We start from the raw sequence: 13,307 nt of genomic DNA on the forward strand, positions 1-13,307 counted from the left end.
GACCTGGCCGAGCTGCGCGCCCAGCACGGCCAGCACCAGGCCGAGCTGGCGGCAGCGGGCGAGCGGCTGCAGCGGCTGCAGCAGACGGCCGAGCAGATCAATAGCCAGCGTCAGGCCTTGCAGGAGGAGATGCGCTCACGACGGCAGGCGCTGGCGCAAGCCCAGCAGCAGCGTGAGCAGGCGGCCGAGCGCCGCCAGGCCGTGCAGGTGGAGATTGCCGGCCGGCGCAGCGCGCTGCAGGCCACCGAGAGCGGGCTGGCCGAGCTGACCGCGCGCGTGGATGCCCTGCGCCTGCAGCAGGCGGAGCTGGCGCGGCTGCTGGCCGAATCCGGCACGCCCCTGGAGCAGTACGATGCGGCGCGCCGCGCCGCGCAGGACCGGCGCCAGTCTGCCCAAGCGGCACTGGACGACGCACGCCGCCGGCTCGAGGCGCTCGAGGCCGAGGCGGCAAGCCTCGCGCAGCAGGCGCAGGAGGCCGAGGCGGCGGTGGAGGCGGTGCGCGAGGCCGCGCAGCAGGCGCAGCTGGCCAACCAGGCCATCGCCGTGCGGCGCCAGACCCTGGTCGAGCAGATCGGCGAGACCGGCAACTCGGTCGAGGCGCTGACGGCGGAGCTGCCGGAAGCCGCCACGCCCGAGCAGTGGGAGGAGCAGCTGGCGGCCATGGACCGGCGCATCCAGCGCCTCGGGCCCATCAATCTCGCCGCCATCGGCGAGTACGAGGAACACCAGCAGCGCGAGGCCTACCTCACCACGCAGTACACAGACCTGACGGAGGCCCTGGCGCAGCTCGAGGAGGCGATCCACAAGATCGACCGCGAGACCAAGAGCCGCTTCAAGGACACCTTCGACAAGGTGGACACGATTTTCCGCCAGACCTTTCCCAAGCTGTTCGGCGGCGGCGAGGCCTATCTGGAGCTGATGGGCGAGGACCTTCTGGAAACCGGCGTGCGCGTGATGGCGCGCCCGCCCGGCAAGCGCAACAGCGTGATCCAGCAGCTGTCCGGCGGCGAGAAGGCACTGACCGCAGTGGCGCTGCTGTTCGCGCTGTTCGAGCTCAACCCGGCGCCGTTCTGTCTGCTGGACGAGGTGGACGCGCCGCTGGATGATAACAACGTCGGTCGTTTCTGCTCGCTGGTGCAGGAGATGTCCGCGCGCGTGCAGTTCATCGTGATCACGCACAACAAGATTACGATGGAGATGGTGCACCACCTGCACGGCGTCACCATGCAGGAGCCGGGCGTGTCACGCCTGGTGAGCGTGGACGTGGACCAGGCGGTGGCGATGGCCGAGGCGGGCTGACGCAGGACGAGGGCAGGCGCGATGAGCCTCATGCAGTGGATCATCCTGATCGCCGCGGTGGCCGCCGTGGTTCTGCTGTATCTGCGCATGCGGCACGCACGTGACGAGGATCCCTGGAAGCGGCGCCCGGGCGACGAAGCGTCGCCGGACTACGAGCAGCTCGACGGTCAGGCCGCACCCGCCGATAGCGTGGGCTCCTATGTCGTCGGTAAGCCGCGCGCAGTGGGCGATGGCGCGGTGCGGCAGCCGCCGGAGCTGCCGCCCGCCGGCGCCCCCCCGGACAAGGATTGGACGCATTTCTCGACCGCGCGTGCCGACGAGCAGCTGCGGCTGGATATGCCGGCCGGTCAGCGAGGTTCGCGGCCGCCGGCGGCGCCGCCGGGCCAGGAAAAGATCGTCACCCTGCACGTGGCGGCCCCGGAGGGCGAGCTGTTCACCGGCACGGCGGTGCACACCGCGCTGCAGCTGTGCCGGCTGCAGTTCGGCATGCGTGACATCTACCATCGCATCACCGAGGCCAACGGCGTGCCGGAGGCGGTATTCAGCGTCGCCAACATGGTCAAGCCGGGCTATCTCGATCCCGGCGTGGCACAGGATTTCACCACGCCCGGACTCACGCTGTTCATGGTCATGCCGGGGCCGGTCGAGGGCGTGGTCGCCTTCCGCGACATGCTCGAGACTGCGCACCAGCTGGCGCAGCGCCTCGGCGGTGACGTGCTGGACGACAAGCGCGCGATCCTGACCCACCAGACCGAGCAGTACCTGCACGACCAGATCGCCGAGACCGAGCGCCGCTGGCGCGCACAGCCGCGGAAGAAATGACCGCCCGACGCATCCAGGCCCTGCGCGAGGCCATCGAGCACCACAACTACCGCTATTACGTCCTCGACGATCCGGAGATTTCCGACGCCGAGTACGACCGCCTGTTCCGCGAGCTGCAGCAGCTGGAGCAGGAACACCCGGAACTGGTCACGCCGGATTCGCCGACCCAGCGTGTGGGTGGCGCACCGCGCGCGGAATTCGCCAGCGTGCGCCATGCCACGCCGATGCTGTCGCTCAACAACTGCTTCAGCGACGGGGAACTGAGGGACTTCGACCGCCGCATCCGCGAGACCCTCGGCGTCGAGGCGGTGGACTACGTGGCCGAGCCCAAGCTCGATGGCCTGGCCGTCAGCCTGGTTTACGAAAGGGGCCGGCTGATACGTGCCGCCACGCGTGGCGACGGCAGCGAGGGTGAGGACATCACCGCCAACATCCGCACCCTGCGCGCCGTGCCGCTGAAACTGCGCGGCAGCGGCTGGCCGGCCCTGCTGGACGTGCGCGGCGAGGTGTACATGTCGAAGGCCGGCTTCGCACGCATGAATGCGGAGGCCGCAGCCCGGGGCGAGAAAACCTTCGTCAATCCGCGCAACGCGGCGGCCGGCAGCCTGCGGCAGCTCGACCCGCGCATCACCGCGCAGCGGCCGCTGTCGTTCTACGCCTATGCCAGCGGCGCGTTGCCACGCAGCGCGCAGCCACAGACGCACTGGGAACTGCTGCAGCGCTTCCGCGACTGGGGGCTGCCGGTCTGCGCGCAGATCGAGCGCGTGCGCGGACTCGAAGGCTGCCTGCGTTACTACGCGAAGCTGGAGCGGCAGCGCCCGCAGCTGCCGTTCGAGATCGACGGCGTGGTGTACAAGCTCGACCGGCTGGACTGGCGCGAGGAGCTGGGCTCCGTGGCGCGTGCGCCGCGCTGGGCAGTGGCGCACAAGTTCCCGGCGCAGGAAGTGGAAACCCGCCTGCTGGACGTGGAATTCCAGGTCGGACGCACCGGCACGCTGACGCCGGTGGCGCGGCTGGAGCCGGTGTTCGTCGGTGGTGTCACGGTCAGCAACGCGACTCTGCACAACATGGACGAGATCGCGCGCCTGGGCGTGAAGATCGGCGACACGGTGATCGTGCGCCGCGCCGGCGACGTCATTCCTGAAATCGTGAAGGTGGTGGAGAGCAGGCGCCCGCGCGACGCCCGCGCCATCCAGCTGCCGAAGCAGTGCCCCGTGTGCGGCTCGACGGTGGTGCAGATCGAGGGCGAGGTGGCGGCCCGCTGCAGTGCGGGTCTGACCTGCCGTGCGCAGCTGCATGGCGCGCTGATGCATTTCGTTTCGCGCCGGGCGATGGACATCGAAGGCCTGGGCGACAAGCTGCTGGCGCAGCTCATCGATACGGGATTGGTGAAGTCGCCGGCCGATATCTACGCGCTCAGGGCAGAGCAACTGGCCGGGCTCGAGCGTATGGCGGAAAAATCCGCCGCCAACGTGATCGAGGCCATCGAACGCAGCAAGGCCACGACCCTGGAGCGCTTCCTGTATGCACTGGGTATTCGCGACGTGGGCGAAACCACGGCCCGTGACCTGGCGCGGCATTTTCGCAGCCTGGAGGCGCTGATCGAGGCGGCCCGGGCCGATCTGCCGACGGTACACGCGGCGAAGGACAAGGACCGCTGCCCGCGCCTGCGCGCAGTACCGGACATCGGGCCTGTGGTGGCGGCGCACGTGGCGCAGTTCTTCACCGAACCGCACAATCTGGCCGTGATCCGCGCCCTGCACAAGGCCGGTGTGCACTGGCCGGAGGTCACACAGGCCGCGGGCGCGGGCCCGCTGGCCGGCAAGACCTTCGTGCTGACCGGGACGCTGCCGTCCATGAGCCGCGACGAGGCGCAGTCCCGGATCGAGGCGGCCGGCGGCAAGGTCAGCGGCTCGGTGTCGAAGAAGACCGATTATGTCGTGGCGGGTGAATCGCCCGGCTCGAAGCTGGCCAAGGCGGAAAAACTGGGCGTAGCGGTCATCGACGAAGCCGGGCTTCTGCGCCTGCTGGGCAGAACGGCGTAGCTGCGCTATTCGTTCGGCGCCAGCGCCTTGATGCTGAGTGCGTGGATGTCGGTCTGCAGCAGGTCGCCCAGCGCTTCGTACACCAAGCGGTGCCGCTGGATGGGTGTTTTGCCGGTGAAGGCAGCGGTGCGGATGCGCAGGGCATAGTGGCCGCGGCCGCTCCGCGCGCCGGCATGCCCGGCGTGCAAATGGCTTTCGTCGACGATCTCGAGTTCGATCGGCGCCAGCTTGGCTAAGCGCTGGCGCATACGTTCGATGCGCGTCACCACGTCAGCGGCTTTCGGAGTCCAGGTAGCGCGACAGGTACAGGCCCTGCAGCAGCACGAAGGCGAAGGTCAGCCCGAGCATGCCGAACAGCTTGAAATTTACCCAGGTCGCTTCGGCAAACGAGTAGGCGACATACAGGTTGAGCACACCACAGAACACGAAAAAGCCCGCCCACATCAGGTTCACGCGCCGCCACACCGGCGCCGGCAGCCGCAGGTTGGATTCCAGCAGGCGCTGGATCAGCGGTTTTTCGCCGACATAGTGGCTGGCAATCAGCACCACGGCGAACAGACCGTAGAGTGCGGTCGGCTTGACCTTGATGAATACCGGGTCGTGCAGGGCCAGCGTGATGCCGCCCAGCACCAACGCCAGCAGGGCCGCGGTCAGCTGCATCTTCGGCACGCGCCGCGTCATGCCCCACAGGATCGCGACCTGCGCCAGCAGCGCCACGATCAGCACCACGGTGGCGAAGTAGATGTCGCGCAGGTAATAGGCGCCGACGAACAGGATGATCGGAAGGTAATCGAGCAGGATTTTCATAGGCCGGGCAGTATATCGCATGGCTTGCTGGCTATGACCGCGACGTGACCGAATACGTTCAAGTCCACCCGAAGAACCCGCAGCCGCGCCAGGTCGCGCGGGTGGTCGCGCAGCTGCATGCCGGCGCGGTCATCGCCTATCCGACCGATTCTTCCTACGCACTCGGCTGCCACATGGGCGACAAGGCGGCGATGGAGCGCATCCGCCGCCTGCGCGGCTTCGGCCGGCACCACCACTTCACGCTGCTGTGCCGCGACCTGTCCGAGGTCTCGACCTATGCGAAGTTCGACAACCGGGGCTTCCGCCTGCTCAAGTCGCTGACCCCGGGGCCCTACACCTTCGTGCTGCCGGCCACTCACGGGGTGCCGCGGCGCGCGCTGCACGAGAAGCGCAAGACCATCGGCATCCGCATCCCCGACCACCCGGTCGCGCTGGCGCTGCTGCGCGTGCTGGGCGAGCCGCTGATGAGCTGCACGCTGATCCTGCCGGGCGATCAGCTGCCGCTGTCCGAGCCGGAACAGGTGTACGAGGCGCTGGCCAACCGCGTGGACATCATCGTGGACAGCGGCGCCTGCGGGCTGGAGCCGACCACGGTGCTGGACCTGACCGCGGGCGAGCCGCGGCTGCTGCGGGCGGGCAAGGGCGATGTGAACCGGCTGTTATAATGCCCGGCTCATGGATCCCGCCAAGATACAGCTGCTGGCCGCCTGGGCCATTCCCATCCTGTTCGCGATCACCCTGCACGAGGTGGCGCACGGCTGGGTGGCGCGTTATTACGGCGACGACACCGCCGCGCGCCTCGGCCGCCTGAGCCTCAACCCGCTCAAGCACGTGGACCCGCTCGGCACGGTGGTGGTGCCGGTGCTGATGTGGCTGTTCAGCGGTTTTCTGTTCGGCTGGGCCAAGCCGGTGCCGGTGGTGGCGTCCAAGCTGCGCCATCCGCGCGAGCACATGGCCGTCGTTGCGGCGGCCGGACCGCTGACCAACCTGGTGATGGCCATATTCTGGGCGGGCGTGTTCAAGCTGGCGCTGTTGTCCGGCGGGCAGGGCGTCGCCCTGCAGTTCCTGACCCTGATGGCAGTGGGTGGCATCGCCATCAACCTGATCCTGATGGTGCTGAACCTGCTGCCGATCCCGCCGCTCGATGGCAGCCGGGTGCTGAACGGCTTCCTGCCCGAGCGCTATGCGCGCCAGGTGGACCGGCTGGAGCAGTACGGCCTGATCATCGTGGTCGTGCTGCTGGTGACCGGTACGCTGGGCCGTATCCTCGGCCCGCTGCTCGGCTATGCGAAAACCTTCGTGCTCGGGCTGTTTGGCCTGCCCGACATCGGGATGTTCTGATGAGCCAGACCGCCAAACCCGTCATTCTCAGCGGCATCCAGCCCTCCGGTGCGCTGACGCTCGGCAACTACATCGGCGCGATCCGCAACTGGGTACAGCTGCAGCAGGACCACGACTGCCTGTTCATGCTGGTGGACCTGCACGCCATCACCGTGCGCCAGGACCCGGCCGAGCTGCGCCAGCGCTGCCTGGAATTCCTGAGCCTGTACATCGCCTGCGGCATCGACCCGGACAAGAACGTGCTGTTCGTGCAGTCGCACGTGCCGCAGCACGCCGAGCTCGCCTGGGTGCTGAACTGCTACACCTACATGGGCGAGCTGAACCGCATGACGCAGTTCAAGGACAAGTCGCAGCGGCACAGCGAGAACATCAACGCCGGCCTGTACGACTACCCGGTGCTGATGGCGGCCGACATCCTGCTGTACCAGTCGAAGTTCGTCCCGGTCGGCGACGACCAGAAGCAGCACCTGGAGCTGACCCGCGACGTGGCCCTGCGCTTCAACAAGCTGTACGGTCCGGTGTTCACCGTGCCGGAGCCCTGGATCCCGAAGGTCGGCGCGCGCATCATGAGCCTGCAGGATCCGACGGTGAAGATGTCCAAGTCGGACGCCAACAACAACGCCTATATCTCGCTGCTGGACGATCCCGACCTGGTGGCGAAGAAGATCAAGCGCGCGGTCACCGATTCCGGCAGCGAAATCCGCTATGAACCGGACAGCCGCCCCGGCATCGCCAACCTGATGAGCATCTACGCGGCCATCACCGGCCAGACGCTGGAACAGATCGAGGCCGCCTACCAGGGCAAGGGCTACGGCGCCTTCAAGACGGACCTGGCTGAAATCACGGTGAATTTCATCCGCCCGGTGCAGCAGCGGTTCCATGCGGTTTATGATGACCGCGAGGGTCTGACCCGCATCCTGCGCCAGGGCGCCGAAAAGGCCCAGGCCCGCGCGCAGCCCACGCTCGCGCGGGTCTTCGACGTGCTCGGCTTTTTGCCGCGCTGACGGTTGTTTCGACACACGAGGCCAGAATCGATGAGTTCAGTCATTCCGGCGCTGGCCGGAATCCAGCGGCTTTCTCGGCCCCGGACCCCGGTTTCCGCCGGGGTGAAGTGGCTTTGTGGCGGCGCATGACAAACGCAAACGCAGCGGTCGAAGCCCAGGACAGCGTCATCGCCAAGGTGCGCGGCGAGCCGCTGCTCAAGCTGCCGGAGGACCTGTATATCCCGCCGGACGCGCTGGAGGTTTTCCTGGAGGCCTTCGAGGGGCCGCTGGACCTGCTGCTGTACCTGATCCGCAAGCAGAACTTCGACATCCTCGACATTCCCGTCCAGAAGATCACCCAGCAGTACATCGAGTACATCGCGCTGATGCGCGAGATGCGCTTCGAGCTGGCGGCCGAGTACCTGCTGATGGCCGCCATGCTGGCGGAGATCAAGTCGCGGCTGCTGCTGCCCAGGCCGGCCCTGGAAGAGGGCGATGAGGGCCAGGACCCGCGCGCCGAGCTGGTGCGCCGCCTGCAACAGTACGAGCGCTTCAAGACTGCGGCCGAGAACCTCGATGCGCTGCCGCGCGTGGGGCGCGAGATCTTCATCGCGCACGCGCGGCCCGAGCAGGTGCCGCTGGCGGTGGCGCTGCCGCAGCCGACGCTGCGCGAACTGATCTTTGCCTTCCGCGACGTCATGCTGCGCGCCGAGCTGTTCGCGCACCACCACGTCCAGCGCGAGCCGCTGTCGGTACGCGAACGCATGGGCCGCATCCTCGCCGACCTGGCCGGCGGCCGGCAGGCGCAGCTGCTCGACCTGGTGGAACCCGCCGAGGGCCGCCTGGGCGTGGTGGTCTGCTTCCTCGCCATCCTGGAGCTGGCCAAGGCCGAGCTGATCCAGATCCAGCAGGCCGAGCCCTACGCGCCGGTGTTCCTGCGTCTGGCCGACGGCGGCGCGGATGCCGGCACGCTGGACGACGACGCCATCGAAACCGCCTATTCGGGCTGAAGCTGACGGATTGCCAATGGACAACCGCGAAGAACTGCAACGCATCCTCGAGGCCCTGCTGCTGGCCTCCGACCAGCCGCTCGGCCTGGACCGCATCCTGACCCTGTTCGAGGAGGCGCAGCGGCCGAGCAAGGCCGAACTCAAGGCGGCGCTGGAAGAACTGAAGTCCGCACTCGAGGGCCGCGCCGTCGAGTTGCGCGAGGTCGCTGGCGGCTGGCGCATCCAGACGCGCCAGGCGTATGCCGGCTGGGTGGCCCGTCTATGGGAGGAAAAGCCGCCGCGTTACTCGCGCGCGCTGCTCGAGACCCTGGCCTTGATCGTGTACCGTCAGCCGATCAGCCGCGCCGAGATCGAGGAGGTGCGCGGCGTGTCCCTGAGTCAGTCCATCCTCAAGACCCTGATGGAGCGCAACTGGGTGCGCGTGGTCGGCTACCGCGAGGTGCCCGGCCGGCCGGCGCTGTTCGGCACCACCAAGGAATTCCTCGACGACTTCAACCTGCGCAGCCTGGAAGAACTGCCGGCGCTGCCCGAGATCCGTGATCTCGACGCGCTGGCGGCGGCGCTGGAGCGGCTGCAGGGCCCGGAGGCTACGCCCACGGCCGATGCACCTGCGGCTGAGCCGCCTGCTGCGCCCGGCTCGGAGGCCCTGCACTGAAACCGCGTCGCCCGCAGGCCAGCCGCAAAGCCCCGCCACGGTCCAACGCACAGGCCGAGCGCATCCAGAAGCTGCTGGCCCACGCCGGCATCGGCTCGCGGCGCGAGATCGAGGCCTGGATCCGCGACGGCCGCGTGCGCGTCAACGGCCAGCTCGCGACCGTCGGCCAGAAGATCCTGCCCACCGATCAGGTCAGCGTCGAAGGCCGGCGCATCGCGCTGGAGCGGCGCCTGCAGGTGCCGCGCCGCGTGCTGCTGTACCGCAAGAAGCAGGGCGAGATCGTCGCGCTGCGCGACCCGGAAGGGCGCGAGACGGTCTTCCGCCGCCTGCCGCGCCTGAGCGAAGGCCGCTGGATTGCCGTGGGCCGGCTCGACTACAACACTTCGGGCCTTTTGCTGTTCACCACCGACGGCGAACTCGCGCGCCGGCTGATGCACCCGAAGTACCGGATCGAGCGCGAGTACGCCGTGCGCGTGCTGGGCGAGGTCAGCGACGAAGTGCTGGCGCGCCTGCGCAAGGGTGTCAGGCTCGACGACGGCCCGGCACGCTTCGAGCGCATCGAGCCGGCCGGCGGCGAGGGCGCCAACCGTTGGTTCAATGTGATCCTGCGCGAGGGCCGCAACCGCATCGTGCGCCGGCTGTTCGAATCGCAAAACCTGCAGGTCAGCCGCCTGATCCGCGTGCGCTTCGGGCCCTACGGCCTCCCCGGCGGGGTCAAGGCCGGCAGCTACTACGAGCTCACGGACAAGGAAATCCAGCCGCTGCTGGCGCTGGTCGGCCTTGAAAACCGGCAAGACTGACACGCTGCCACGGCTGCCGACGCGGCGGCTGCAGGCAGTGTTTCGCCGGCTCGAAGCGGCCTACGGCCATCAGGACTGGTGGCCGGCGGACACACGCTTCGAGATTCTCGTCGGCGCAGTCCTGACCCAGAACACCGCCTGGATCAACGTCGAGCGCGCACTCGCCAACCTGCGTAGGCGACACTGGCTGAACGCCGGGGCCATCCTGCGGGCGCCGCGGCCGCAACTGGCGGCGGCACTGAAGCCCTCCGGCTACTTCAACCTCAAGGCCCAGCGGCTGCGTGCGCTGTGCGCGTGGTTCGTGGAGACGGGCGGCTTCCGCGTCCTGGACCGCTGGGATACGGCACGGTTGCGGCAGGCCTTGCTGGGTGTGCACGGTGTCGGGCCGGAAACGGCCGATGACATCGTTTTATACGCCTTTCACCGGCCGGTGTTCGTGGTCGACGCCTATACGCGCCGGCTGTTCACGCGGCTCGGGCTGCTGCAGGGGGATCCGGGCTACGAGGCGCTGCGCACGGCCTGTGAGCGCGCACTGCCCGCGGACGCGGTCGCGTACCAGCAGTATCACGCGTTGATCGTGGAGCATGCCAAGCGCCGCTGCCGCCCGCGGCCGCTGTGCGCGGACTGCGTGCTGCGCCGGATGTGCCCGGTGGCGACCGCTGCGGGCAGGGCCGGCTAGACGCTGCGGCCGGTAAATTGCTCCTGCAGCCAGCGGCTGCAATCGTCGGCGCTGCGCAGCGGCTGTACCGCCGAGCCCTCGGCCCAGTCGCAGTCGAGCGACTGCAGCAGGTCCAGCTCGGCGCGCGAGCGGATCTCGCTCGCGCCGCAATTCAGCTTCAGGTCGTGAATCAGCGCTACCTGGCGCTCCAGCAGCAGCGCCGCGCGCGCGTCTTGCTGGGCACGCTGTACCAGAGCGCTGGCGAGCCGTGCTTCGCTGACCGGGAAATCCAGCAGGCTCGCCGGACTGCACTGGGGCCCGCCGAGGTCGGCCAGGCAGATGCCCACGCCCTGGCGCGAGAGCGACTCGAGGTGGCGCATTCCATCGCGTCCGCTGCCACGCAGCGCCTGTTCGCTGAATTCCAGCGCCAGCGCATCGCCCGGCAAGTCGTGTGCCGCCAGCAGGCGGGTCACCATCTCGCTCAGCGGCAGGCGCACCAGTGCCTGCTCCGGTAGGCGGATGGCCAGCACCAGCCCAGGGTCGCGTTTGCGCCGCCACTGCTCGAGCTGTTCCAGACCCTGCTGTAGCAGCCACAGACTGAGACTGTGCAGCAGCCCGCCGCGCTCCGGCAGATTGATGAATTCGGATTCCTCCAGTGTGCCGCGATGCGGGTGCGGCCAGCGCGGGTACAGGCGCAGGCGCCGGTAACGGCCGTCGCGCAGATCCAGCTGTGGCGCGTAGGCCAGTTCGAGGGCGTCGTGCGCAACGCCGGCATGCAGCTCGGCGGTAAGACTCAGCCGGCCGGCGCGGCGCGTTTCCAGCGAGCCGTCGTAAAGCAGAAAATCGTTCTGCTCGGTGCGTGCGGCGTACTTGGCGATCTCGGCACGTCGCAGCAGGCTCTCCGCATCCAGCATGCCGTCGCCACTGGCGATGGCCGCGCCGATACGTGCCTGCAGGCTGATCTGCATGCCGGCCAGCGCCACCGGCGTGTCGAGCGCGCGATGGATGCGCAGCGCCTGGCGCTGCAATTCGTCCGGCTCCGGCGCATGGATGAACAGCAGGCCGAACTCGTTGTGGCCCAGGTAAGCGAGTACCTGATCGCGGCTGACCAGATTCTGCAGGCGCTGCGCTACGATGCGCATCAGATCCTCGGCGATCTCCTCGCCCAGGATGCGGTCCACGTCGCGCAGCTGGTCGATTTCGATCATCAGGACCGCAGGCTGGCGCGTGGCGGCGCCGTCGCGCGCCAGGATCTGGGTCAGCACGGTGCGCAGGGCGCGCCGGTTGGGCAGGCCGAGCTTGGGTCCCTCCGTTTGCGCGTGCTCGATCTGGTATTCCAGCGCGCTGGCCTTCTTGCGCAGCTCGGCGGTTTCGTCCAGCACCAACGCACTGGCCTGGTAGGCCATCACCGTGCCGGTGTACTGGCCCCACAGCGCGAAGATGAAGGGCGTGAGATCGAGCAGCCACAGCGCCGGGTTGTGCTTCTGTACGTCGATGATCCCGGACAGGCTCAACTCGCGAAACTCGATTGCGCAGGCCAGCAGGGTGGCGACCACGACGGTGAGCAGCGCGATGCCGCTGCCGATCACGGCATGGCGGTTGACGCGGTCCTTGAACAGCCGCGCGGTGAGTTCGACGCTGGGGGTTACGGGCTGCACGCCCGTTCCGTCGGCCCCAGCCTCAGCCCGTCCAGCCATGCCAGCAGCTCCCTGGGCGCATCGATCAGGCCGTCCGCGCCCCAGTGGCGCGGATCGTCGCCGTCTTCAATATACCCATAAGTGGCGGCCAGCGTGCGCATGCCGGCGCGCCGGCCGGATTCGATGTCGCGCTGCGCATCGCCCACGTAGAGGCAGGCGGCCGGCGGCTGACCGGACTGGGTGCAGGCCAGCAGCAGCGGCGCCGGATGCGGCTTGGGATGCGCGGCACTGTCGCCGCTGACGACGCAGACCGGCGGAATCGGGAATTGCATCCCGGCCAGCAGCGGCTCGGTCAGCCAGGCGGGCTTGTTGGTGACGATGCCCCAGGGCAAGGCGCGCTGCGCAAGTTCGCCCAGCACGTCTGCCATGCCGTCGAACAGGACCGTGTGCCGGTTGAGGTGCGCGCGGTACAGCGCCAGAAATCGCTGGCGCAGCGGCTCATAGCCTTCCTCGCCTGGCTGCAGGCCGAAGCCCAGCCGCAGCAACCCGCGCGCGCCCTGCGAGGCCAGCGGGCGGATCGCAGCCGCGGGCAGCGGCGGCAGGCGCTGCTCCGCGCGCAGCAGGTTGAGCGCGTAGCCGAGGTCGGGCGCGGTGTCGAGCAGGGTGCCGTCGAGGTCGAACAGGATGCAGCGGATCATGCCGCCGGCCGGCGCGTGTGCATCAGGTAGTTGACGTTCACGTCGCGGTTCAGCCGGTGCCGGCCCAGCACCGGGTCGTAGTGCAGGCCGGTGACCTCGTGCAGCTCCAGCCCGGCGGCGCGCGCCCAGGCGTCGAGCTCGGACGGGCGGATGAACTTGGCGTAGTCGTGGGTGCCGGCCGGCACCAGCCGCAGCAGGTGCTCGGCCGCGACAATCGCCAGCAGCCAGGCCCGAGGCGTTCGGTTGAGGGTGGAGAAGAACACATGCCCGCCGGGGCGCACGAGCCTGGCGCAGGCCCGCACCACCGCGGCCGGGTCGGGCACGTGCTCGAGCATCTCCATGCAGGTCACAATGTCGAAGGCGCCGGGCATTTCCGCCGCCAGCGCCTCGGCGGCGATGCTGCGGTACTCCACCGGCTGGCCGCTCTCGCGCGCATGCGCACGGGCGGCCTCCAGCGCTTCCTCGGCCAGGTCGATGCCGGTGACGCGCGCGCCGGCGCGGGCCATGGCCTCGGCCAGCAGCCCGCCGCCGCAGCCGACGTCGCAGACGCGC

The 13,307-nt window shown here is 68.8% G+C and carries 15 protein-coding genes; 10 read left to right on the forward strand and 5 right to left on the reverse strand.

Annotation, left to right across the window (positions count from 1 at the left end; all coding sequences use genetic code 11):
* The 3 genes from VNJ47_05445 to ligA form a co-directional block, all read left to right on the forward strand.
* On the forward strand, positions 1–1,299 hold a 1,299-nt coding region (locus VNJ47_05445), incomplete at its 5' end, for a hypothetical protein (protein ID HXG28278.1).
* Positions 1,300–1,329: 30 nt separating this feature from the next.
* A complete protein-coding gene (gene zipA, locus VNJ47_05450; protein HXG28279.1) occupies positions 1,330–2,121 on the forward strand; it encodes a cell division protein ZipA in 792 nt (263 codons plus the stop codon).
* On the forward strand, positions 2,118–4,166 hold the full coding sequence (gene ligA / locus VNJ47_05455; GenBank protein ID HXG28280.1) for an NAD-dependent DNA ligase LigA: 2,049 nt from the start codon (positions 2,118–2,120) through the stop codon (positions 4,164–4,166). Before zipA ends, ligA begins: the two co-directional genes overlap by 4 nt.
* A 5-nt stretch (positions 4,167–4,171) precedes the next feature.
* Here ligA and VNJ47_05460 read toward each other — a convergent pair whose 3' ends face one another.
* Entirely contained in the window at positions 4,172–4,414 is a 243-nt protein-coding gene (locus tag VNJ47_05460; protein ID HXG28281.1) for a BolA family protein, read from the reverse strand.
* Positions 4,415–4,436: 22 nt separating this feature from the next.
* Entirely contained in the window at positions 4,437–4,973 is a 537-nt protein-coding gene (locus VNJ47_05465; protein HXG28282.1) for a septation protein A, read from the reverse strand.
* A gap of 44 nt (positions 4,974–5,017) precedes the next feature.
* Here VNJ47_05465 and VNJ47_05470 point away from each other — a divergent pair, with 44 nt between their 5' ends.
* From VNJ47_05470 to VNJ47_05500, 7 genes are all read left to right on the forward strand, one after another.
* Entirely contained in the window at positions 5,018–5,638 is a 621-nt protein-coding gene (locus VNJ47_05470) for an L-threonylcarbamoyladenylate synthase (GenBank protein ID HXG28283.1), read from the forward strand.
* Between the two features lie 10 nt (positions 5,639–5,648).
* A complete protein-coding gene (locus VNJ47_05475) occupies positions 5,649–6,314 on the forward strand; it encodes a site-2 protease family protein (GenBank protein ID HXG28284.1) in 666 nt (221 codons plus the stop codon).
* Entirely contained in the window at positions 6,314–7,318 is a 1,005-nt protein-coding gene (gene trpS, locus VNJ47_05480) for a tryptophan--tRNA ligase (GenBank protein ID HXG28285.1), read from the forward strand. The genes VNJ47_05475 and trpS overlap by 1 nt, the downstream gene beginning before the upstream one ends.
* 125 nt (positions 7,319–7,443) lie before the next feature.
* The gene (locus tag VNJ47_05485) at positions 7,444–8,307 is read left to right on the forward strand and encodes a ScpA family protein (GenBank protein HXG28286.1); all 864 of its coding nucleotides are present in this window, start codon (positions 7,444–7,446) and stop codon (positions 8,305–8,307) included.
* Between the two features lie 16 nt (positions 8,308–8,323).
* Positions 8,324–8,962 carry an SMC-Scp complex subunit ScpB gene (gene scpB, locus VNJ47_05490; GenBank protein ID HXG28287.1) on the forward strand — a complete coding sequence of 213 codons (639 nt, stop codon included), beginning with the start codon at positions 8,324–8,326 and terminating at the stop codon, positions 8,960–8,962.
* A 62-nt stretch (positions 8,963–9,024) separates the two neighbouring features.
* Positions 9,025–9,762: a pseudouridine synthase gene (locus VNJ47_05495; protein ID HXG28288.1), complete on the forward strand. Its 738-nt coding sequence runs from the start codon at positions 9,025–9,027 to the stop codon at positions 9,760–9,762.
* Positions 9,743–10,441 (forward strand): hypothetical protein, encoded by a 699-nt coding sequence (locus VNJ47_05500; protein ID HXG28289.1) that lies wholly within the window; start codon positions 9,743–9,745, stop codon positions 10,439–10,441. Before VNJ47_05495 ends, VNJ47_05500 begins: the two co-directional genes overlap by 20 nt.
* Here the strand turns inward: VNJ47_05500 and VNJ47_05505 are convergent.
* From VNJ47_05505 to ubiG, 3 genes are all read right to left on the reverse strand, one after another.
* A complete protein-coding gene (locus VNJ47_05505; protein ID HXG28290.1) occupies positions 10,438–12,078 on the reverse strand; it encodes an EAL domain-containing protein in 1,641 nt (546 codons plus the stop codon). The genes VNJ47_05500 and VNJ47_05505 overlap by 4 nt on opposite strands.
* On the reverse strand, positions 12,066–12,755 hold the full coding sequence (locus VNJ47_05510) for an HAD-IA family hydrolase (GenBank protein ID HXG28291.1): 690 nt from the start codon (positions 12,753–12,755) through the stop codon (positions 12,066–12,068). The genes VNJ47_05505 and VNJ47_05510 overlap by 13 nt, the downstream gene beginning before the upstream one ends.
* On the reverse strand, positions 12,752–13,307 hold a 556-nt coding region (gene ubiG, locus VNJ47_05515; protein HXG28292.1), incomplete at its 5' end, for a bifunctional 2-polyprenyl-6-hydroxyphenol methylase/3-demethylubiquinol 3-O-methyltransferase UbiG. The genes VNJ47_05510 and ubiG, both read right to left, overlap by 4 nt.

The sequence above is a fragment of the Nevskiales bacterium genome (genome assembly GCA_035574475.1).
In the GTDB taxonomy this organism is placed as follows: Bacteria; Pseudomonadota; Gammaproteobacteria; order Nevskiales; family DATLYR01; genus DATLYR01.

Bases quoted from the DNA above. Each gene is read 5' to 3' on its own strand.
- VNJ47_05485 (HXG28286.1), top strand. From the start codon at position 7,444: ATGACAAACGCAAACGCAGCGGTCGAAGCCCAGGACAGCGTCATCGCC.
- ligA (HXG28280.1), top strand. From the start codon at position 2,118: ATGACCGCCCGACGCATCCAGGCCCTGCGCGAGGCCATCGAGCACCAC.
- VNJ47_05460 (HXG28281.1), bottom strand. From the start codon at position 4,414: ATGCGCCAGCGCTTAGCCAAGCTGGCGCCGATCGAACTCGAGATCGTC.
- trpS (HXG28285.1), top strand. From the start codon at position 6,314: ATGAGCCAGACCGCCAAACCCGTCATTCTCAGCGGCATCCAGCCCTCC.
- VNJ47_05475 (HXG28284.1), top strand. From the start codon at position 5,649: ATGGATCCCGCCAAGATACAGCTGCTGGCCGCCTGGGCCATTCCCATC.
- zipA (HXG28279.1), top strand. From the start codon at position 1,330: ATGCAGTGGATCATCCTGATCGCCGCGGTGGCCGCCGTGGTTCTGCTG.
- scpB (HXG28287.1), top strand. From the start codon at position 8,324: ATGGACAACCGCGAAGAACTGCAACGCATCCTCGAGGCCCTGCTGCTG.
- VNJ47_05465 (HXG28282.1), bottom strand. From the start codon at position 4,973: ATGAAAATCCTGCTCGATTACCTTCCGATCATCCTGTTCGTCGGCGCC.
- VNJ47_05510 (HXG28291.1), bottom strand. From the start codon at position 12,755: ATGATCCGCTGCATCCTGTTCGACCTCGACGGCACCCTGCTCGACACC.